Raw genomic sequence first — 21404 nt, 5'->3', positions numbered from 1 at the left:
TGTCTCGCTTACTTCAACGCGCGATGCCGCGAGTCGATGTGGCCAGGAACTGCTCCATCAGCGCCACGTCGGCGGCCGCTTCCGGCATTTCGGTGGCCAGGGCGGCGATGCCGGCGCGCGCTTCTTCGAGCGTCTTGCCCTGCCGGTACAGCAGGCGGTGCATCTGCTTGACCGCGGCCAGGCGGGGCGCCGAAAAATCGCGCCGGCGCAGGCCCACCACGTTGAAGCCGCGCACCGCCAGCGGATTGCCGTCGACCAGCATGAAGGGAGGCACGTCCTGCGACACGGCGCTGGCAAAGCCGACCATGGCATGCGCGCCGACCGAGACGAACTGGTGGATGCCCGTCAGCCCGCCGATCGTGACCCAGTCGGCCAGGTGCACGTGGCCGGCCAGCGTGGTGTTGTTGGCCAGCGTGGTGTGGTTGTCGACATGGCAGTCATGCGCAATGTGCGTGTACGCCATGATCCAGTTGTCGTTGCCCACGGTCGTCACGCCCCCCGCCCCCGGCACGCCGAGGTTGAAGGTGCAGAACTCGCGGATGACGTTGCGGTCGCCGATGACCAGCTCGGTGGGCTCACCCGCGTATTTCTTGTCCTGCGGAATGGCGCCGAGCGAGGAAAACTGAAAGATCCGGTTGTCGCGGCCGATGGTGGTGCGCCCTTCGATCACGCAATGCGCACCGATGGTCGTGCCGGCGCCGACCCGCACGTGCGGACCGATCACGGTGTAGGGCCCGACCGAAACGGAGGCGTCCAGCTGTGCCTTCGGGTCGACGAGCGCTGTGGGATGAACCTGCGTCATGCCTTGTCGTAACCGCCGCAGGATCAGTTGATCTGGCGCATCGCGCACATCAGCGTGGCCTCGCAGGCCAGCTCGCTGCCCACCAGCGCGCGGCCCTTGAACTTGGAGATGCCGGCCTTCATGCGCTCGATCTCGACTTCGAGCGTGAGCTGGTCGCCCGGCTCCACGGGGCGCTTGAAGCGCGCGCCGTCGATGGCCGCGAAGTAGTAGACCGTGTTGTCGTCAGGCACGATGTCCAGCGAATGAAACGACAGCAGCGCGGCCGCCTGCGCCATGGCTTCGAGCATGAGCACGCCCGGCATCACCGGACGGTGCGGGAAGTGGCCGTTGAAGAACGGCTCGTTCATTGTCACGTTCTTGAGCGCCGTGATGCGCTTGCCCTTTTCCATGTCCAGCACGCGATCCACCAGCAGGAACGGGTAGCGGTGGGGCAGCAGCTTGAGGATTTGATGGATATCGAGCGTCGTCGTCGTCATGATTTTCTGTTCCTGCATCGTCTTCACTTTTTCTGAGGGGCCTTTTCGAGCGCCTTGAGTCGTTCGCGCAGGCTGTGCAACTGCTTGAGCGTTGCCGCGTTCTTTTCCCAGTTCGCATTGTCGTCGATGGGGAACATGCCGGTGTACTGGCCGGCCTTGCGGATCGAGCGGGTCACCACGGTGGCCGCGGACACGTGCACCCCGTCGGCCACCGTGAGATGGCCGAGCACGATCGCACCGCCGCCGAAGGTGCAGTGCGCACCGATGGTGGCGCTGCCCGCCACGCCAACGCAGCCGGCCATGGCGGTGTGCTTGCCGACACGCACGTTGTGGCCGATCTGGATCAGGTTGTCGAGCTTGACGCCGTCCTCGATGACGGTGTCGTCGAGCGCGCCGCGGTCGATGCAGGTGTTGGCGCCGATCTCGACGTCGTTGCCGATGCGCACCGCGCCCAGCTGCTCGATCTTGACCCAGGCGCCTTCGTGCGGCGCCAGGCCGAAGCCGTCGGCGCCGATCACCACGCCCGGATGCAGCAGGCAGCGCTCGCCGACCACGCAGTCTTCGCTGATCGTCACGCGCGACTTGAGGACCGTGCCGGCGCCGATGCGCGCGCCCCGCTCCACCACGCACAAGGCGCCGATGCGCGCCGTGGCGTCCACCACGGCCTCGGGATGGATCACCGCGGAGGGATGGATGCGGTCAGCCTCGGGCCGCGCATGATGCGCCTTCCACAGCTGCGTGAGGCGCGCGAAATAAAGGTAGGGATCGGCCGCGACGATGAACGCCCCGCGCGAGGCCGCGGCCTCGCGCATGGCCGGCGCGACGATCACGCAGGCAGCCTTGGAGGCCGCCAGTTCCTGCTGGTATTTGGGATGGCTCAGGAAGCTGAGCGCATCGGGCTGCGCATTCTGCAGCGGCGCAAGCCGTTCGATGGACAGCGCCGGGTCCCCGTGAAGCTCGCCCCCAAGGGCGCTGACGATGGCTCCGAGCTGCAGTCCCACGCCGATTCGCGGCGTTACTTGCCGGCCGAAGGAGCAGCGGTCGAGGCGTTCAGGGCCTTGATCACCTTGTCAGTGATGTCGTGCTTGGGATTGATGTAGATCGCTTCCTGCAGGATGGCGTCGTACTTTTCAGCCTCGGCCACCTGCTTCACGACGCGGTTGGCGCGTTCGTAGACCTGCTGGAGTTCTTCGTTCTTGCGCGCGTTCAGGTCTTCCTGGAACTCGCGGCGGCGGCGCTGGAAATCGCGGTCCTGGTCGACCAGCGCCCGCTGGCGCGCGGTGCGCTGGCTTTCGGACAGGGTGGGCGCTTCGCGCTCGAACCGTTCGGAGGCCGTCTTCAGTGCTTCGCCCTGGGCCGTGAGATCCTTTTCGCGCTTGAGGAATTCAGCCTCGAGCTTGGCTTGCGCAACCTTGGCCGGCTGCGCCTCGCGCAGCACGCGGTCCGGATTCACGAAGCCGATGCGAAAGGTTTCCTGCGCCTGGGCGGCAGGCGCCGCAGCCAGCGCGAAAACGGGGACCAACAACGCGCCAACGGCGGCGCGAATCAAATGCTTCATTTAGAAAGACGTTCCGATCTGGAATTGCAAGCGCTGGATTCTATCCTTCGGGATCACAGTGAGGCCGGTATTCGGATCCAGCACTTCCTTTTGGGACTTGATGGGGAAGGCGTAGGCGATGCGCAGCGGGCCCAGCGGCGAGATCCAGCTGATCCCGAGACCCACCGAGGCGCGCAGCTTCTTCTGCGCCTTGTACTGCTCGTCGGTGAGGCCCGGGGCGCGCGAACCGAACACGTTGCCGACATCGAAGAAGGTGTACAGCCGCAGCGTGCGGTCGTTGCCCGCACCGGGGAACGGCGTGCTGAGCTCGGCGTTGAAGACGGCCTTCTTGGTGCCACCCAGCGCGGCGCCTTCGGTCTGGCCGAGGAGCGGCACGTCGCGCGGGCCGAGCGAGTTCTGCTCGAAGCCGCGGATGGAACCCAGGCCGCCGGCATAGAAGTTCTTGAAGATCGGGTAGACCTTGCCGCCCAGGGGCTTGGCATAGCCCACGTCGGCGTTGATCGCAAAGGTGTACTGCTTGTTGATCGCGAAGAACTGCTGGTACTGGTAGTTCGTCTTGACGTACTTCATGTCGCCGGCGGCGCCCAGTTCCAGGTTGGCACGCTGCAGCCGGCCGGTGGTCGGAACCAGCGCGCTGTCGCGGCTGTCGCGGCCCCAGCCGACAGTGAGCGGCACGCCCCACACGCTCTTCTGGTCGCACCCGGTCACGAACAAGCCGGTCGCATCCTTCGAGCACTGGAAGTAGCGCAGGTAGGACGCCGGCGTGAAGAGTCCCGAGAACGAGGTCGACGTGTTCGGATCGAAGGCGTAGCGCTCGAGCCCGACACCGAAGAAGACCGTGTCGACTTCGCTGAACGGCACGCCGAAGCGGATCGAGGCGCCCTGGTTCACCAGCTTGTAGTCGCCGTCGATGTTGGTCGAATACGGGCGCGTGGTGGTGTGATAGACGCTGATCGTGCGCGAGATGCCGTCCTTCGTGAAGTACGGATCGGTGGTGGTCAGCGACAGCGTGCGGTTGTACTTGCTGGTGTTGACCTGCACGCCCAGGAAGTTGCCCGAACCGAAGACGTTCTCCTGCGAGATGCCGAAGGTGAGAGCCACCTTTTCCGCGCTCGAGTAGCCGGCGCCCAGCTGCAGGCTGCCGGTGGGCTTTTCCGCCACGTTGACGACCAGGTCGACCTGGTCGGGCGAGCCCGGGATTTCCTGGGTTTCGACGTTCACTTCGGTGAAGAAGCCCAGGCGGTCCACGCGGTCGCGCGAGAGCTTGATCTTGTCGCCGTCGTACCACGAGGCCTCGAACTGGCGGAACTCGCGCCGGATCACTTCGTCGCGCGTCTTGGCGTTGCCGCCCACCGCCACGCGGCGCACATAGACGCGGCGCGAGGGCTCGGCTTGCAGGGTCAGGGTGACGCGGTTGTTGACGCGGTCGATTTCCGGGCGTGCCTGCACGCGCGCGAACGCATAGCCGAAGGTGCCGAAATAGTCGGTGAAGGCCTTGGTGGTTTCGGTGACCTGCTCGCCGTTGTAGGGCTCGCCGGGCTTGATGGTCACGAGGGACTTGAACTCCTCGTCGCGGCCGAGATAGTTGCCGTCGAGCTTGACGCCGGCCACCACGAACTTCTCGCCTTCCGTGATGTTGACGGTCACCGACAGGTCCTTGCGGTCCGGCGAGATGGCGACCTGGGTCGAATCGATGCGGAACTCGAGGTAGCCGCGCGTGATGTAGTACGAGCGCAGCGTTTCGAGGTCGGCGTTGAGCTTGGAGCGCGAGTACTGGTTGGACTTGGTGTACCAGCTCATGAAGCCGCCGCTGTCCTGGTCGAACAGGCTCAGGAGCGTCGATTCGCTGAAGGCCTTGTTGCCGACCACGCGCACTTCGCGGATGCGTGCGGAATCGCCTTCGGTGACGGTGAACGTGAGATTGACGCGGTTGCGCTCGATGGGCGTGACCGTGGTCACGACCTGCGCGTTGTAGAGGCTGCGGCTCACGTACTGGCGCTTGAGCTCCTGCTCGGCGCGGTCGGCCAGCGCCTTGTCGTAGGGTCGGCCATCGGCCAGGCCCACTTCGCGCAGCGCCTTCTGGAGCGCGGCTTTGTCGAATTCCTTGGCGCCGACGAAATCGACGTCGGCAATGGTGGGACGCTCCTCGACGATCACCACCAGCACGTTGCCGTTGACGTCGATGCGCACATCCTTGAACAACCCCAGGTCGAACAGCGCACGGATGGCGGCCGATCCGCGCTCGTCGCTGTAGGTATCGCCCACTCGCAGCGGCAGCGATGCGAAGATCGTGCCGGGCTCGACGCGTTGGAGGCCCTCGACGCGAATGTCACGCACCGTGAAGGGCTCGACGGCCCAGGCTGCCGTGGCCGCCAACGCGCTGGCCACCACCGCGGCAACGCTACGCAGGCGAAAGCGACTGAAGTTTGTGTTCATCTGTGAATTGGGCCGGCGCGGAAAGGGCCGGCAGAAAGTTAACCAAAGAGCCGCGTGACGTCGTTGAAGAGCGCAACCGACATCATGACCAGCAGCAAAGCGACACCGCCGCGCTGAAGCCGTTCCATCCAGGCGTCAGAGACGCTCTTGCCGGTCAGGCCCTCCCAAAGATAATACATCAGGTGTCCCCCATCGAGGACCGGCAGCGGCATGAGATTGAGCACGCCAAGGCTCACGCTGATCAGTGCAAGGAACACCAGGTACTGGGTCAGCCCGAGGCTCGCGGACTTGCCGGCGTAGTCGGCAATCGTGAGCGGCCCGCTCAGATTCTTGAGCGAGGCTTCGCCGATCACCATCTTGCCCATCATGCGGACGGTCAGCGCCGACACCTCCCAGGTGCGCACGATGCCGCGCCAGACGCCGTCGATCGGGCCTTGGCGCACCGTCACCATTTCGGGAGGCGCACCGACATAGGCGCCGATGCGGCCGACCTTCGCGGCGCCCTCCTCGCGCAGTTCGGGCCTGACTTCCAATTCGATCGACTGGCTGCCGCGCTGCACCTGCCAGGTCTGCGTGCGCGGCTGGTCGCCATCGATCGAGGTGCGGATCGCCTCGCGCAGCTGCTGTCCATCGACGATGGGCACATTGCCGACGCTGCGGACCACATCGCCGCTGCGAAGGCCCGCGCGTTCTGCCGCGCTGCCGGCCATCACCTGGCCGATCTCGGGGCGCGTCAGCGGTGCGAGCACGCCGATCTTGCGGAACATCTGCGGGTCGGCGTCCTTGGCCTCCATGAGGCCGAGCGGCAGCACGACCTGGCGGCCGGGCCGGCCGCCCTCGCCCGCCACTTCGAGCGTCAGGTCGCGGCCGTCGAGCGCGCCGCGCGTCATGCGCCAGCGCAGGTCCTCGAACGACTGCACGGGCTCCAGCTCGCCTTCGAAGCCGGCGCGCGTGATGTGCTCGCCGCCGCGCAGGCCCGCCGCTTCCGCCAGCGATGCCGCCACCGGACGCGCCAGCTTGGCAACAGGCTCCTCGACCCCGATCCAGTTGACGGCCGTGTAGAGCACCACGGCGAGCAGCAGATTGGCAATGGGCCCGGCAGCGACGATGGCCGCGCGGGAGCGCAGCGGCTGCGTGTTGAAGGCGCGGTGCCGCTCCTCGGGCGCCACCGGCCCCTCGCGCTCGTCGAGCATCTTGACGTAGCCGCCGAAGGGAAACGCGCCGATGACGAACTCGGTTTCCTGCCCCGGATGCTGGCGCCTGGGCTGCCAGCGGTAGAGCGTCTTGCCGAAGCCCACCGAAAACCGCAGCACCTTGACGCCGCAGGCGACGGCAACGCGGTAGTGGCCGTATTCATGCACGGCGATCAGGAGGCCGAGTGCAACCACGAAAGCGATGACGGTAAGCATCCGGATCCTCTGTTGGCGGGAGTGTCAGGCCGCGAAGCGCAGCGCCGCGGCATTGGCCGCCGCCCGGGCGCTGGCGTCGAGCGCCAGCAGGTCGGCCAGCGATGCGGGCTTGGAGGGGCTGACGGTTTCCAAAGTTTCCATGTTGACCGCATGAATGCGGTCGAAGCGCAGGCGCCGATCAAGAAAGGCCTCGACCGCGACTTCATTGGCGGCATTGAGCACCGCCGTGGTCCCCGGCGCCGCGCGCAGCGCATGCCAGGCCAGGCCGAGCCCTGGAAACAGCGCCGCATCGGGCGCGTCGAAGCTCAGCGACGCCATCCGGCGGAAATCCAGCCGCGCCGCGCCGCTCTCGATGCGCTCGGGCCAGGCCAGTCCGACCGCGATGGGCACCCGCATGTCGGGCGTTCCCAGTTGGGCAATGACCGATGCATCGGTGAACTGGACCATCGAATGCACCACGCTCTGGGGATGGATCACCACCTCGATCTGCTCGGGCAGCACGCCGAACAGATGGCGCGCCTCGATCACCTCGAGCGCCTTGTTCATCATGGTGGCGGAATCGACCGAGATCTTGCGGCCCATGACCCAGTTCGGATGCGCGCAGGCCTGCTCGGGCGTGACCGTGCCCAGCGTGTCGGGCGCGCGCGTGCGGAACGGGCCGCCCGATGCCGTGAGAATGATCTTGTCGATGCGGCGCGGCCAGGTCGACGGATCTTCGGGCAGCGACTGGAAGATGGCCGAGTGTTCGCTGTCGATCGGCAGCAGCGTGGCACCGCCTTCGCGCACGGTGCGCATGAAGAGCTCGCCGCCGACCACCAGCGCCTCCTTGTTGGCCAGCAGGAGCCGCTTGCCGGCGCGCGCCGCGGCCAGGCAGGGCCCGAGGCCGGCCGCCCCCACGATGGCCGCCATCACGGCATCGACCTCTTCGTGGGATGCTATTTTTTCAATAGCATCGCCGCCACTCAGGACGGTAGTCTTGAGATTGTTCTGTTCTATCTTTTCGGCCAGCAGCGCCGCATGCGGCGCGCTCGCCATGACCGCATAGCGCGGCGAAAACCGCGCGCACTGCGCCAGCAGCTCGTCGACCTTGGTCGACGCGGAAAGCGCGAAGACCTCGAAACGCTCCGGGTGCCGCGAAATGACATCGAGCGTGCTGACGCCGACCGATCCGGTCGAGCCCAGCACCGTGATGCGTTGTTTGGGTGTGTTCACAGGAAAGCCAGCATCATTGCAATGGGAAGCGCCGGCAAGAGGGCATCCACGCGGTCGAGCACGCCGCCGTGGCCCGGCAGCAGGCTGCTGCTGTCCTTGGCGCCGGCACTGCGCTTGATCAGCGATTCGACGAGGTCGCCCACGACGCTGATGGCGGCGAGAAACAGCACGCCGACCAGCAGCAGCCACCAGCCGCGCTCGTACAGCCGGGTGTAGAGGCTGGCCACCGTCGCGCCGGCGGCCCTGTCGGCCCACACCCACGCAAAGGCCAGCACCACGACGCCCGCCATGCCGCCCCACACGCCTTCCCAGCTCTTGCCGGGGCTGATGGCGGGCGCGAGCTTGCTGCGCGTGAACTTGAGGCCGAAGGCGCGGCCCGCGAAGTACGCGAAGACGTCCGCCACCCAGACCAGCACGAGGATCGACAGCAGGAAGTTGATGCCGACCATGCGCGCCTGCACGGCCGCGAGCCACGCCACCCAGAGTGCCAGCAGCCCGCCCACCAGCCGCAGCCCGCGGGGAATGCGGGGCCAGCCCGGCACGGCCACACGCAGCAGCGCGGCACCGCCGAGCACCCAGGCCGCACTGGCCAGCAGCCACATGAGCAGCAGCGATCGATCGAGCAGCCCGAGCCACCAGGAGAGCGCACACAGCGCCACGGTTTCCACGCCGAGGAAGACCGACAGCCGCTGGCCATAGCCGTTGAGGCGGCCCCACTCCCATGCCCCGGCACCGATCAGCACCAGCATCACGCAGGCAAAGGGAACGTGCGACGGGTAGAAGAGCGCCGGCAGCAGGATCGCCAGCAGGACGATGGCCGTGAGGATGCGTTGTTTGAGCATGCGCTGGAGGGTCGGACCGTGAGGCCCTCAGGCCAACTGGCGATCGGGTGCGGAGCCGCTGCCGGCCGTGAGTTGTGCGGAGGTCTTGCCGAAGCGGCGCTCGCGCGCCTGGAAGGCGGCGATTCCCGCATCCAGTTCGGCCTGGTCGAACTCGGGCCAGAGCTTGTCGCTGAAGAAAAGCTCCGCGTAGGCGCTTTGCCACAGCAGGAAGTTCGACAGGCGCTGCTCGCCGCCGGTGCGGATGAGAAGGTCGGGATCGGGCACGTGCGCGAGAGCCATGGCGCGGTCGAGATTCGCTTCGGTGAGCGCCTCGCCCTGCTCGGCCAGCCTGGCCGCGGCGCGGGCAATGTCCCAGCGGCCACCGTAGTTGAAGCAGACGTTCAGGATCAGCTTGGTGTTCTGCGCGGTGGCGCTCTCGGCGTCGACCAGGCCCTGCACCATTTTCTTGGAGAGCCCGGCGCGCTCGCCGACGAAATGCAGCTGCACGCCGTCGCGGCTCAGCTTGGGCACTTCGCGCGCGAGTGCGCCCACCATGATTTCCATCAGGCCCGAAACTTCTTCGGGCGGACGGTTCCAGTTCTCCGACGAAAAGGCGAAGACCGTGAGAATGCCCACCCCGCGGTCGACACAGGCCTTGACGCAGCGCCTGAGCGACTCGACGCCCTGCTTGTGCCCCGCCACGCGAGGCAGGAATCGCCGCGTGGCCCAGCGTCCGTTGCCATCCATGACGATGGCAATGTGGTGGGGAATCTGCAGCGAAGACGAGGCCATGCGCAGCCTCAAACGGCCATGATCTCCGCTTCCTTGGCCGCGACCAGGCGGTCGATTTCCGCGATGTGGCGGTCCGTGACCTTCTGGATCTCGGCTTCGGCGCGCTTCTGGTCGTCCTCGGAGGCGAGCTTTTCCTTCACCAGCTTCTTGACCGATTCGTTCGCATCGCGGCGCAGGTTGCGCGTGGCGATCTTGGCGCTTTCGCCTTCGTTGCGGACCAGCTTGGTCATTTCCTTGCGGCGCTCCTCGCTCATCGCGGGAAGCGGCACGCGGATCAGGTCGCCCATGGAGGCCGGGTTCAGGCCCAGGTCGCTTTCGCGGATGGCCTTCTCGATCTTGGCGCCCATGCCCTTTTCCCAGGGCTGCACGCTGATCGTGCGCGAGTCGAGCACCGACACATTGGCCACCTGGCTCAGCGGAACCTGCGAGCCGTAGTACTCGACGTGGATCGAGTCGAGCAGCGCCGAATTCGCACGGCCGGTACGGATCTTGGTGAGGTTGTTCTGGAACGCGGCAAGCGACTGATTCATCTTGGCATCGGTCGCACTGCGGATTTCTGCAATGGTGGGGGTCGTCATCTCAAATTACTCCTCAGGCATGCACCAGCGTGCCTTCGTCCTCGCCCATGACGACGCGCTTGAGCGCGCCGTTCTTGAAGATCGAGAACACCTTGATCGGCAGCTTCTGGTCGCGGCACAGCGCAAAGGCCGTGGCGTCCATGATGCCGAGATTCTGCGCGATTGCCTCGTCGAAAGTGAGCGTCGAATAGCGCGTTGCGTCCGGATGGGTCTTCGGATCGGCGGAATATACGCCGTCGACCTTGGTGGCCTTGAGCACCAGCTCGGCACCGATTTCGGCACCGCGCAGCGCGGCGGCCGTGTCGGTGGTGAAGAACGGATTGCCGGTGCCCGCGGCAAACACCACGACCTTGCCCTCTTCGAGGTACTGCAGCGCCTTGGGCCGCACGTAGGGCTCGACCACCTGCTCGATGGCGATGGCGGACATGACGCGCGCCACCAGCCCCTGCTTGTTCATGGCGTCGGCCAGGGCCAGCGAATTCATGACGGTGGCCAGCATGCCCATGTAGTCGGCCGTGGCGCGATCCATGCCCACCGAGCCTCCCGCAACGCCGCGGAAGATGTTGCCGCCGCCGATCACGACGGCGACTTCCACACCCATGTTCACCACTTCGGCCACCTCTTCGACCATGCGGACGATGGTGGCGCGGTTAATACCAAAGGCATCGTCTCCCATCAACGCCTCACCCGACAGCTTCAACAAGATTCGCTTGTGGGCTGGGCGGGGATCAGACATGGGCAATTTCCTTACTTGGGTTGGCGGGGGCGAGTGTAGAACGAGGCGGTGAAAAAGCGGCGGCACACACGCGTGCACCTCCGCTTTGGGGCGTAACAGTTTTTACGCGGCGGCCTTGGCGGCAGCCACCTGGGCTGCAACTTCGGCGGCAAAGTCGTCGACCTTCTTTTCGATGCCTTCGCCGACCACATACAGGGTGAAGCCCTTGATGCTGGTGTTGGCGGCCTTGAGCATCTGCTCGACGGTCTGCTTGTCGTTCTTCACGAACGGCTGGTTGTGCAGCGAGACTTCCTTGAGGTACTTCTGCACGCCGCCTTCGATGCGCTTGGCAACGATCTCGGCCGGCTGCGGCTTCTTGCCTTCGGCTTCGGCCGTCTTGCGGTCTTCCTCGGCCTTGCCGGCGGCCACTGCGCGCTCTTTTTCGATCAGGTCGGCAGGCACGTCCGATGCCTGGATGGCGACCGGCTTCATGGCGGCGATGTGCATCGCCACATCCTTGGCCGAGGTGTCGTCGCCTTCGAACTCGACCATCACGCCGATGCGCGTGCCGTGCAGGTACGAAGCCAGCTTGCCGTTGCCGGCAAAGTGCTTGAAGCGGCGGAAGCTCATGTTCTCGCCGATCTTGCCGATCAGGCCCTTGCGCACGTCCTCGAGCGTGGGGCCGAAGCCGTCCTGCTCATAGGGCAGCGCGCCGAGCGCGGCGATGTCCGCGGGGTTGTGCTTGGCGACCAGCATCGCGGCAGCGTTGGCCATGGCCAGGAAGCTGTCGTTCTTGGTGACGAAGTCGGTTTCGCAATTGATCTCGATCATGCCGCCGGCAGCGCCGTCGACGAACGCCGTGACCACGCCTTCGGCGGTGATGCGGCCCGATGCCTTGCCAGCCTTGTTGCCGAGCTTGATGCGCAGCAGCTCTTCGGCCTTTTCCATGTTGCCGTCGGCCTCGGTCAGGGCCTTCTTGCATTCCATCATCGGCGCGTCGGTCTTTGCGCGCAGTTCGCCGACCATGCTTGCGGTGATTGCAGCCATTGTTCTATCTCCGTGTCCAAAAAATCAGATTAAAAAAAAGGGGCACCAAGCCCCTTCTTCAGGCGCGTGAGAGCACTCGATCAGGCCGAGGCGCCCTCTTCGACTTCGACGAATTCATCGCTGCCTTCGGCAATGGCCTTGACCACGTCGCCGGTGGCGCTGTTGCGGCCTTCGATGATCGCGTCGGCGATGCCGCGGGCGTAGAGCGTGACGGCCTTCGACGAGTCGTCGTTGCCCGGGATCACGTAGTCGATGCCTTCGGGCGAGTGGTTGGAGTCGACCACGCCGATCAGCGGGATGCCCAGCTTCTTGGCTTCGGCCACGGCGATCTTGTGGAAGCCCACGTCGATCACGAAGATGGCGTCGGGCAGCGCGGTCATGTCCTGGATGCCGCCGATGTCTTTCTCGAGCTTCTCGATTTCACGGGTGAAGGTGAGCTGCTCTTTCTTGCTCAGGCTGTCGAGGCCGGCTTCCTGCTGGGCCTTCATGTCCTTCAGGCGCTTGATCGAGGTCTTGACCGTCTTGAAGTTGGTCAGCATGCCGCCGAGCCAGCGGGTGTCGACGAAAGGCACGCCGGCGCGGCGGGCTTCGGCAGCCACGATTTCACGGGCCTGGCGCTTGGTGCCGACCATCAGGATCGTGCCGCGGTTGGCGGTGAGCTGCTTGGCGTACTTCATCGCGTCCTGGAACATCGGGAGCGACTTTTCCAGGTTGATGATGTGAATCTTGTTGCGATGGCCGAAGATGAACGGGGCCATCTTGGGGTTCCAGAAGCGGGTTTGGTGACCGAAGTGGACACCGGCTTCCAGCATTTCGCGCATGGTGGTAGACATTGAAAATTACTCCAAAGGTTGGGTCTAAAATCCAGCCCGTTTTGTGCTTCCTTCGAATGGAATCACAACACCTTGATTGGGCCGGTTTGCGGATGTGTTTGGCTGGGTGCGACGAAAGCCGTCACATGTTCAGCGAAACCCAAAGAGTATAGCACGGCCCTCTCTCGCCCTTTCTCCTTGCCCCACCCCGGAACCGAGCCGTCCGCGCCCTCGCAGCCCACCCATGAACGACCTCCACGCCACCCGTCTGAATCTTCTGGCAGGTGGCACCGATGCATGCACCGAAACGGAGCGCGCCATCGGCATCGCCCAGTCCCCGGCCTGCCGCCACGTGTTCACCCGCACGCTGTTCGACGAAGCCCGCCGGCAGGTCGCCGGTTCGGCGCCGCAAAGCCGGCTCGCCGGGCTCGCCTTCACCGCCAAGGACCTGTTCGACATCGAGGGGCAGCCGACCCCGGCGGGCTCCATGGTGCTCTCGCATGCGCCGGCCGCCAAGGCCGATGCCGTGGCTGTGGCGCGACTGCGCGCCGCGGGCGGCGTGCTGGCGGGCCGCACCAACATGACGGAATTCGCCTTTTCCGGCGTGGGCGTCAACCCGCACCACGGCACGCCGGCCAACGCCAGCGATGCGACCACGCCGCGCATCCCGGGCGGTTCGTCCTCCGGCGCCGCCGTGTCGGTCGCCACCGGGGCGGCCTTCATCGGCCTGGGCTCCGACACCGGCGGCTCGATCCGCATTCCGGCCGCGCTGAACGGGATCGTGGGTTTCAAGAGCACCGCCCGGCTGGTGCCGGCCCAGGGCGCGCTGCCGCTGTCGACCACGCTCGACACCGTCTGCGCCATGACGCGCTCGGTGCGGGATGCCATCACCGCGCATGAAGTCCTCGCGGCACGCCGCGTGACCGCCGGTGCGGCCTTGCTGGGCGCATACCGGCTTGCCGTCGTGAAGAACGTGTTCCTGGACGGCATCGAGCCCGCGGTGGCCCGCGCCTTCGAAGATGCGCTGCAAACACTGCGCGATGGCGGTGCCCGGATCGAGGAAATCGAGCTGCCGGAACTCGCGCAGTTGCAGGCCATCAACGCCACGGGCGGTTTCTCGGCGGCCGAGTCCTACGCCTGGCACCGGCTGCTGCTCGAGCGCAGCGGCGCCGGCTACGATCCTCGCGTGGTGCAGCGCATCCTCAAGGGTGCCACCATGAAGGCGCACGAATACATCGATCTCGTGCACGCCCGCCATGACTGGATCACCCGCGTCGAGGCGGCGCTGTCGCCCTTCGATGCGGTGCTGTCGCCCACCGTGCCGATCACCGCGCCCGCCATTGCGAGCGTTGCGCCGGGCGCCGAGCGCGACGACGAATTCTTCCGCATCAATGCGCTCTTGCTGCGCAACCCGTCGATCGTCAACATGCTCGACGGCTGCGCCATCTCGCTGCCCTGCCATGCCGCCGGCGAACTGCCGGTGGGCCTGATGCTGTGGCATGCCGCGCTGCATGACGACGCCGTCCTGGCGGTCGCCCTGCAAGCAGAAAAAGCGCTGCAAAAACAATAGCCTCGCGCACCGATCGACGGGCGGCGGCCATCTCTTCTTACTCAAAAATTCAATGAAAATCGCGATCGTGGGCGCCGGCATCATCGGCGTCACAACCGCCTGGGAACTGGTTTCGGACGGCCATGAAGTTTCCGTGTTCGAGCGCCGCGGCGCCGCCGCCGAAGAATCCAGTTTTGCGAATGCGGGGGTGGTCGCGCCGGGCTACGTCACGCCCTGGGCGGCGCCGGGCATGCGCGCCAAGGTGCTGCGCTCGCTGCTGTCGCCGCACGGCGCCATCAAGCTGCGCTGGCCGCTCAATTCGCGCGACCTCGGCTGGATGTCGCGCTGGCAGAAGGCCTGCAAGCTCGAAACCTACCTGGCCAACCGCGCCCGCATGCAGCGCCTCGCGTTCTACAGCCGCACCCGGCTGCACGAAGTGACCGAAGCACGCGAACTGAGCTACGAACGCAGCGACGGCTACCTCGTGCTGCTGCGCTCCAAGCGCGAGAAAAAACTGGTCCAGCCGGGCCTCGAGGTGCTGCGCGCGACCGGCAGCGTCTTCAAGGAGGTCGATGCCGACGAGGCCCGCCGGATCGAACCCGCGCTCAACACCGACACGGAGCTCGCAGGCGCCATCCACCTGCCCGAGGACGAAGTGGCCAACTGCCGCCAGTTCGCGCTGCTTCTCAAGTGGGAAGCCGAAGCGCTCGGCGCCCAGTTCCATTTCAATTGCGACATCGCGCCGATCCACCGCGCGGCGCCCACCTCCATTTCGCTCGCGAGCGGCTCGCAGCCGCTGCGCTTCGATGCGGTGGTGGTGTGCGCCGGTCTTGCCTCGGCCACGCTGCTGCGGCCGCTCGGCTTGCGGATTCCGCTGGCGCCGGTGTACGGCCATTCGATCAGCGCGCCAATCCGCGAATCGCTCAACGCGCCGCGCAGCGCCGTGATGGACGAACGCTACAAGGTTGCGATCTCGCGCCTGGGCCAGCGCGTGCGCGTGGCCGGCGGCGCCGAGATCGGCGGCTCCCTGAGCTCCATGAATGCGTCCGCCGTGCAAACGCTCTACAAGGTGCTGCACGACTGGTTTCCGGGCGCCGCAACGCTGCAGTCGGGCGTGCAGCAATGGAAGGGCGCGCGCCCGATGCTGCCCGACGGTCCGCCGGTGCTTGGTGCCAGCGGCGTGCCGGGCGTCTGGCTCAATCTGGGCCACGGCTCGAGCGGATGGGCGCTGTCGTGCGGCAGCGCACGCGTGGTGGCCGACCTGATCGGCGGCCGCGACGCGGGCGTCGACCTCGAAGGCCTCGGCGTCGAGCGGCTCGTCCAGTAGGCACGACGGCGGCTGCGCAGCCGCAGCTTCAGGCGGGCAGAATCGGCCCATGCAACGCATCACGCCTGCCACCGCCTGCGGCCTGTTCGACATTGCGGCAACACGTCGCATCGAACAGAAAGCGGCCGCCGCCCTGCCTCCTCATGCGCTGATGCAGCGCGCGGGCCTGGCCGTGGCGCGCCTCGCGATGGCGCTGGCGCCGCATGCGCGGACGATCTGGATCGCCTGCGGACCGGGCAACAACGGCGGCGACGGCTTCGAAGCTGCTGCGCAGCTGCAGCAGCGCGGCTTCCTGCCGATCGTGACCTTCGCGGGCGATGAAAACCGGCTGCCGCCGGATGCCGGCGCCTCGCTGCAACGGGCCCGCGATGCCGGCGTGATCTTCGCGCCGGAGCCGCCTGCGGGCTGCGAGCTGGCGATCGACGCGCTGCTCGGCATCGGGTCGAGCCGACCGCCCGCGAATGCCATGGCCGATTGGTTGCGGCGGATGCATGCGATGGCCGCGCCGGTACTCAGCGTCGATGTGCCCTCCGGCCTGAATGCCGACACCGGCGTTTCGAGCGCCGCGCCTCATCCGGGTGCTCTTTCGTCCCGCTTCTGCCTGAGCTTCCTGACCCTCAAGCCCGGCCTGTTCACGGCGCAGGGCCGCGATGCGGCGGGCACGGTCTGGTTCGACGACCTGGGCTGCAGCAGCGCCGGTGAGCCGCCGGTCGCGCGCCTGGCGGGCGCACCGGCGGATACCCCGCGCAGCCACGCCTCGCACAAGGGCAGCTATGGCGATGTCGCGGTGATCGGCGGCGCATCCGGCATGGCGGGCGCCGCGCTGCTGGCCGGCTCCGCCGCGCTGCATGCGGGCGCGGGCCGCGTGTTCGTCGGCCTGCTCGACGCGAGCGCGGCCCCGGTCGACCTGGCGCAACCCGAGCTGATGCTGCGTGACGCCAGGTCGCTCGATCTCTCGGGCATGACGGCGGTCTGCGGATGCGGCGGCGGCACGGACATCCGCGCGGTGCTGCCGCGCGTGCTGGCGACGGCGGCCGCGCTGGTGCTCGACGCCGATGCATTGAACGCCATCGCAGTCGACGGCGCGCTGCAGGCCCAGTTGGCATCGCGTGCGCGGCGCGGCAGGCCGACGGTGATCACTCCGCATCCGCTCGAGGCCGCGCGTCTGCTGGACTGCGCGGCGGCCGACATCCAGGCCGACAGGCTCGCAGCCGCCCGCAAGCTCGCATCGCGCTACGGCGTGGTCGCCGTGCTCAAGGGATCGGGAACGGTGATTGCCGAAGGCGGCGGCACGCCGCCGGTGCTCAACCTGACCGGCAACGCGAAGCTCGCAACCGCCGGCACCGGCGACGTGCTCGCGGGAATGATCGGCGCCGCACTGGCGGCGCAGCGGCCGCCGTTCGAGGCGGCGCGCGAAGCCGTCTGGCGCCACGGCCGCATGGCCGACGCCTGGCCGGCCGGCGCGCCGCCGCTGACGGCCGGCGCACTGGCGCGCCAGGCGCCCTGCTGACGGGTTCTAGCCGCGCCCGACGAAGGGCATCTTCGTCGCCATGACCGTATGGAACAGCACGTTGGCCTCCAGTGGCAGGTTCGCCATGTAGAGCACCGACTGGCCCACGATCTTCACGTCCATCAGCGGCTCGATCGCGAGCTCGCCGTTGGCTTGCGGCACGCCCTTGGCCATGCGCGCGGCCAGTTCCGTCATGGCGTTGCCCACGTCGATCTGGCCGACCGCGATGTCGTACTTGCGCCCGTCGAGCGAAGCGGTCTTGGTGAGGCCCTCGACCGCATGCTTGGTCGCGGTGTAGGCCGCGGAATTGGGCCGCGGCGCGGTGGCCGAGATGGAGCCGTTGTTGATGATGCGGCCGCCGCGCGGCGTTTGCGCCTTCATCGTGCGGAACGCCTGCTGGATGCAGAAGAACATGCCGCTCAGGTTGATGTCGACCACGCCGCGCCACTGCTCGGGCGTCCAGTCTTCGAACGGCCCCGGCGGATTGCCCACGCCGGCGTTGTTGAACAGCAGGTCGACCCGGCCGAAGCGCTCCACCGCGGCGGCGAACAGCGCCTGCACCGATTGCGCATTGGCCACGTCGGTGGGCACTGCGAAGGCGCGCGCACCGGCGCCGGACTCTTCCGCCACCTGTTCCAGCGGCTCGAGGCGGCGCCCCGCCAGGGTCACGCTCCAGCCGTCGGCCAGCAGCGCCAGCGCCGCAGCGCGGCCGATGCCGGTGCCGGCGCCCGTGACGATCGCAATGCGGCCCTTGTTGTTTTCCACGCTCATGCTCGTTGTCTCCTTCTCGGTTTGTCTGTATGGATGGGATGCAATGCTGCGGCGCGCATCATGCGCGCCGCGGCTTGCGGCCCTTCATCTTGTTGGCGGCCTTCTTGACGGCCGACTTGAAAGCCTGCATTGCCGACTGGGGGCCCGCCGCCGCGACGGTCGCGCTGCGCTCGACGCGCTGCTCGGACACGGCTTCGGCCTTGTGGCGCGAACTGCGCTTGGCCGATGCCTTGACCGGCACGCCGGCCGGGGCTGCGCCCTTGTCCTTCATGGCGCGCGTGGTGAGGTCTTCGCCCTCGCGCACCAGGCGGAAATCGATCTTGCGCCCGTCCAGGTCGACACGGCTCACCTGCACCCGCACGCGGGTGCCGATGGCGTAGCGAATGCCGGTGCGCTCGCCGCGCAGTTCCTGGCGCATCTCGTCGAACTTGAAGTATTCGCCGCCGAGTTCGGTGATGTGCACCAGCCCCTCGACGTACATCGCATCGAGCGTCACGAAGATGCCGAATGTGGTGGCCGCGGTGACGACGCCGCCGTACTCTTCGCCAAGGTGCTCGCGCATGTACTTGCACTTGAGCCAGGCTTCGACGTCGCGGCTGGCTTCGTCGGCGCGGCGCTCGTTGGCGCTGCAATGCAGGCCGGCCGCTTCCCAGGCCAGCACTTCCTTGGTCGGCGCGACGGTGGCTTTCTGCGGCTTGGTGGTCGGCGCCTTCACGCGCGAAGCCAGCCGCTTGGCGAGCTTGGCATGCGCCTCGCCCGGCGTCGGCAGCATCGGCAGCTGGTAGCGCGTCTTGCCAAGAATGGCCTTGATCACGCGGTGCACCAGCAGGTCGGGGTAGCGCCGGATCGGGCTCGTGAAGTGCGTGTAGGCCTCGTACGCCAGGCCGAAATGGCCGCTGTTGATGGGCGTGTAGATCGCCTGCTGCATCGAGCGCAGCAGCATGGTGTGGATCTGCTGCGCGTCGGGGCGCTCCTTGGTGGCTTCGGCAATCGCCTGGAACTCGCCGGGACGCGGATCGTCGGTGATGCTCAAGCCCACGCCCATGGCCTTCAGGTAGCCGCGCAGGATTTCCTTCTTCTCGGGCGTCGGGCCTTCGTGCACGCGGAACAGGCCCGGGTGCTTGCCTTCGGCGATGAAGTCGGCGCTGCACACGTTGGCCGCGAGCATGGCTTCTTCGATGAGGCGGTGCGCCTCGTTGCGCGTGCGGGGCACGATCTTCTCGATGCGGCCCGCGTCGTCGCAGATGATCTGCGTCTCGGTGGTTTCGAAGTCGACCGCGCCGCGCTTGCCGCGCTGCTTGAGCAGCGCCTTGTAGACGTCGGCCAGGTTCAGCAGGTCCTTGACGCGGTCCTTGCGCTTGGCAGCCTCGGGGCCGCGCGTGTTGCCAAGAATGGCGGCCACTTCGGTGTACGTGAAGCGCGCATGGCTGAACATCACGGCCGGGTAGAACTGGTAGGCGTAGATCTCGCCGTCGGCGGCCACGAGCATGTCGCACACCATGCACAGGCGCTCGACCTCGGGGTTGAGCGAGCACAGGCCGTTCGAGAGCTTCTCGGGCAGCATCGGAATCACGCGGCGCGGAAAGTAGACGCTGGTCGCGCGGTCGTAGGCATCGATGTCGATGGCCGAGCCGGTCTGCACATAGGCGCTGACGTCGGCAATGGCCACCAGCAGGCGCCACCCCTTGCCGCGGCCGACCTTGGCGGGCTCGCAGTACACGGCGTCGTCGAAGTCGCGCGCGTCCTCGCCGTCGATGGTGACCAGCGGAACGTCGGTCAGGTCGATGCGCCCCTTCTTGTCGGCGGGGCGAACCTTCTCGGGCAGCGCCTTGGCTTCGGCGAGGCAGGCCTCGGAAAACTCGTGCGGCACGCCGTACTTGCGCACCGCAATCTCGATCTCCATGCCGGGGTCGTCGATCTCGCCCAGCACTTCCTTCACGCGCCCGACCGGCTGGCCGAACAGCGCCGGCGGCTCGGTGAGCTGCACCACGACCACCTGCCCCACCTTGGCGGGGCCGGTGGCGCCCTTTGGAATCAGGACGTCCTGTCCGTAGCGCTTGTCTTCGGGCGCGACGAGCCAGACGCCGCCTTCATGCAGCAGGCGGCCGATGATCGGCTGCTCGGGGCGCTCGACGATTTCGACCACCCGCCCCTCGGGACGTCCGCGCCGATCCTGCCGCACCACGCGCGCCTTGACACGGTCCTTGTGCAGCACTGCACGCATCTCGTTCGGGGGCAGATAGATGTCGGCTTCGCCGTCGTCGCGCTGCACGAAACCGTGTCCGTCGCGATGCCCTTGAACAGTTCCTTCAAATTCATCCAGCAGACCGCTGGAAGTGCCATTATTTTTGATATGATTCTCTCTTTCCTGAAATTCAAAACATAACTGCTTCGGCAGCTATGTGGGCCCAGATGGCGGAATTGGTAGACGCACTAGTTTCAGGTACTAGCGAGTAACATCGTGGAGGTTCGAGTCCTCTTCTGGGCACCACCCCTACCAAGCTGAAACCCCTGTGAATCATCGATTTACAGGGGTTTTTTCTTTTCCCTGGGAACATGATCGAGGGATGTTCTCCCTCACGGATGCCGATCGCGGCCAAGCTTGGCCGCACCGACGGTTGTGTGCCGCGTTCGCGCACGGCGTCGTGATCCTGAAGCGGAACATTCTGCGAAGCGCTTGTCGGCGGCACGGATTCGAACAAATGGAACGGGCTTCGTCTCATGGAATGATGCAGCAACCCGCTCCTGAAGAAGCGGCTTTCCACCATTCTGACGCAGTACATCGACGAATGATCGCGCAGAGTCTCGAGAAGCAGAGCAACCGAATCAATAACACCGTGTTGGCAGTAGAGGTGAACCGCACAACCCAAGCCGATGAGCGCGGTATGGGCTCGCAGCAGTGGATCGCCGGCGGATCTGCGTGGGTTGCGACGGCTTTGAAGCCGAGGTGCACCTTAACACGCGAAGCAATGCACCGGTTCGACAGCGTGTGAGCATGGCCATTTTCCAACGCATCAGGCAATGGGCGTCGCGCATCAAGCGCGATGGCGTGACCCTGTGGTTCGCCTACCGCCATCCGGGCACGCCCTGGTTCGCCAAGCTGCTCGCGGCCTTCGTCGTCGCCTATGCGCTGAGCCCGATCGACCTCATCCCGGATTTCATTCCCGTTCTGGGCTACCTCGACGACGCCTTGCTGCTGCCCGGCCTGATCTGGCTGAACATCCGGCTCATTCCGGCCGATGTACTCGAGGAATGCCGCCAGCGCGCCGACCTGTGGATGAAGGAGCAGGGCGCGAAGCCCCGAAGCATTGCGGGGGCCGTGCTCGTCCTGGCGGTCTGGATCGGTGCTGGTGCTGCGCTCTGGGCCTGGTTCGGCAGGCAAAAGTAGGCCGTCAATGGCGGCAACAACTCTCGACATCGTGAATTTTACTGTATATTTGTAAGGGGTATCCTCTTAGCTCCAGCAACTGAGAGAGCACTGGATGGATGTACAGATATTAGCGCCGACAGCGGGCAAGGACTACCCCCAGACCTGGAATGAATTCCTGGACTGGTTTTCCACGGAGGATGACTGTCTCGCCTACCTGGA

General features: G+C 66.4%; 20 protein-coding genes, 1 tRNA gene and 1 pseudogene. 7 read left to right on the top strand and 15 right to left on the bottom strand.

What is annotated here, in order from left to right; translation table 11 throughout:
- Positions 1-13 precede the first annotated feature (13 nt).
- The 13 genes from lpxA to rpsB form a co-directional block, all read right to left on the bottom strand.
- A complete protein-coding gene (gene lpxA / locus AC1DMS_RS30395) occupies positions 14-802 on the bottom strand; it encodes an acyl-ACP--UDP-N-acetylglucosamine O-acyltransferase (RefSeq protein ID WP_012747719.1) in 789 nt (262 codons plus the stop codon).
- 23 nt (positions 803-825) lie between these two features.
- The gene (gene fabZ, locus AC1DMS_RS30390) at positions 826-1278 is read right to left on the bottom strand and encodes a 3-hydroxyacyl-ACP dehydratase FabZ (protein ID WP_012747718.1); all 453 of its coding nucleotides are present in this window, start codon (positions 1276-1278) and stop codon (positions 826-828) included.
- A gap of 23 nt (positions 1279-1301) precedes the next feature.
- Positions 1302-2279: a UDP-3-O-(3-hydroxymyristoyl)glucosamine N-acyltransferase gene (lpxD, locus tag AC1DMS_RS30385; RefSeq protein WP_012747717.1), complete on the bottom strand. Its 978-nt coding sequence runs from the start codon at positions 2277-2279 to the stop codon at positions 1302-1304.
- A 14-nt stretch (positions 2280-2293) separates the two neighbouring features.
- On the bottom strand, positions 2294-2836 hold the full coding sequence (locus tag AC1DMS_RS30380) for an OmpH/Skp family outer membrane protein (RefSeq protein ID WP_012747716.1): 543 nt from the start codon (positions 2834-2836) through the stop codon (positions 2294-2296).
- Complete coding sequence (gene bamA, locus AC1DMS_RS30375; RefSeq protein ID WP_012747715.1) at positions 2837-5272, bottom strand: outer membrane protein assembly factor BamA; 2436 nt, start codon at positions 5270-5272, stop codon at positions 2837-2839.
- A gap of 38 nt (positions 5273-5310) precedes the next feature.
- On the bottom strand, positions 5311-6681 hold the full coding sequence (gene rseP, locus AC1DMS_RS30370; protein ID WP_012747714.1) for an RIP metalloprotease RseP: 1371 nt from the start codon (positions 6679-6681) through the stop codon (positions 5311-5313).
- 24 nt (positions 6682-6705) lie between these two features.
- Positions 6706-7893 (bottom strand): 1-deoxy-D-xylulose-5-phosphate reductoisomerase, encoded by a 1188-nt coding sequence (ispC, locus tag AC1DMS_RS30365; RefSeq protein WP_012747713.1) that lies wholly within the window; start codon positions 7891-7893, stop codon positions 6706-6708.
- A complete protein-coding gene (locus tag AC1DMS_RS30360) occupies positions 7890-8735 on the bottom strand; it encodes a phosphatidate cytidylyltransferase (RefSeq protein ID WP_012747712.1) in 846 nt (281 codons plus the stop codon). The genes ispC and AC1DMS_RS30360 overlap by 4 nt, the downstream gene beginning before the upstream one ends.
- A 27-nt stretch (positions 8736-8762) precedes the next feature.
- Positions 8763-9506 (bottom strand): polyprenyl diphosphate synthase, encoded by a 744-nt coding sequence (gene uppS / locus AC1DMS_RS30355; protein ID WP_012747711.1) that lies wholly within the window; start codon positions 9504-9506, stop codon positions 8763-8765.
- An 8-nt stretch (positions 9507-9514) separates the two neighbouring features.
- Positions 9515-10084, bottom strand: coding sequence for a ribosome recycling factor (frr, locus tag AC1DMS_RS30350; RefSeq protein WP_012747710.1), 570 nt, complete (start codon positions 10082-10084; stop codon positions 9515-9517).
- A gap of 13 nt (positions 10085-10097) precedes the next feature.
- Positions 10098-10820: a UMP kinase gene (gene pyrH, locus AC1DMS_RS30345; protein ID WP_012747709.1), complete on the bottom strand. Its 723-nt coding sequence runs from the start codon at positions 10818-10820 to the stop codon at positions 10098-10100.
- Between the two features lie 102 nt (positions 10821-10922).
- Entirely contained in the window at positions 10923-11846 is a 924-nt protein-coding gene (gene tsf, locus AC1DMS_RS30340) for a translation elongation factor Ts (RefSeq protein ID WP_012747708.1), read from the bottom strand.
- Between the two features lie 80 nt (positions 11847-11926).
- Positions 11927-12679, bottom strand: coding sequence for a 30S ribosomal protein S2 (rpsB, locus tag AC1DMS_RS30335; RefSeq protein ID WP_012747707.1), 753 nt, complete (start codon positions 12677-12679; stop codon positions 11927-11929).
- Positions 12680-12902: 223 nt separating this feature from the next.
- On the opposite strand from rpsB, the gene AC1DMS_RS30330 reads away from it, so the two are divergent.
- The 3 genes from AC1DMS_RS30330 to AC1DMS_RS30320 are packed head-to-tail and all read left to right on the top strand — an operon-like array spanning position 12903 to position 17044.
- The gene (locus AC1DMS_RS30330) at positions 12903-14228 is read left to right on the top strand and encodes an amidase (RefSeq protein ID WP_012747706.1); all 1326 of its coding nucleotides are present in this window, start codon (positions 12903-12905) and stop codon (positions 14226-14228) included.
- 52 nt (positions 14229-14280) lie between these two features.
- Positions 14281-15534, top strand: a complete 1254-nt coding sequence (locus tag AC1DMS_RS30325) for a D-amino acid dehydrogenase (RefSeq protein ID WP_012747705.1) — start codon at positions 14281-14283, stop codon at positions 15532-15534.
- Between the two features lie 49 nt (positions 15535-15583).
- Entirely contained in the window at positions 15584-17044 is a 1461-nt protein-coding gene (locus tag AC1DMS_RS30320) for a bifunctional ADP-dependent NAD(P)H-hydrate dehydratase/NAD(P)H-hydrate epimerase (RefSeq protein ID WP_012747704.1), read from the top strand.
- Positions 17045-17050: 6 nt separating this feature from the next.
- Here the strand turns inward: AC1DMS_RS30320 and AC1DMS_RS30315 are convergent, their stop codons facing one another.
- Together AC1DMS_RS30315 and rnr are read right to left on the bottom strand one after the other, a co-directional pair.
- Positions 17051-17815, bottom strand: a complete 765-nt coding sequence (locus tag AC1DMS_RS30315) for an SDR family oxidoreductase (RefSeq protein WP_012747703.1) — start codon at positions 17813-17815, stop codon at positions 17051-17053.
- Positions 17816-17873: 58 nt separating this feature from the next.
- Positions 17874-20141: a ribonuclease R gene (rnr, locus tag AC1DMS_RS30310; protein ID WP_049808409.1), complete on the bottom strand. Its 2268-nt coding sequence runs from the start codon at positions 20139-20141 to the stop codon at positions 17874-17876.
- A gap of 80 nt (positions 20142-20221) precedes the next feature.
- On the opposite strand from rnr, the gene AC1DMS_RS30305 reads away from it, so the two are divergent.
- From AC1DMS_RS30305 to AC1DMS_RS30290, 4 genes and pseudogenes are all read left to right on the top strand, one after another.
- A tRNA-Leu gene (locus AC1DMS_RS30305) sits at positions 20222-20306 on the top strand.
- Between the two features lie 22 nt (positions 20307-20328).
- Complete coding sequence (locus AC1DMS_RS30300; protein WP_167313229.1) at positions 20329-20808, top strand: hypothetical protein; 480 nt, start codon at positions 20329-20331, stop codon at positions 20806-20808.
- Positions 20809-20810: 2 nt separating this feature from the next.
- Positions 20811-21203, top strand: a complete 393-nt coding sequence (locus AC1DMS_RS30295) for a YkvA family protein (protein WP_012747702.1) — start codon at positions 20811-20813, stop codon at positions 21201-21203.
- 94 nt (positions 21204-21297) lie between these two features.
- Positions 21298-21404: pseudogene (locus AC1DMS_RS30290) on the top strand (IS1595 family transposase); the annotation flags it as partial.

This window comes from Variovorax sp. 05T418 (genome assembly GCF_056396385.1).
This window is presented reverse-complemented; position numbering and strand designations above follow the sequence as displayed.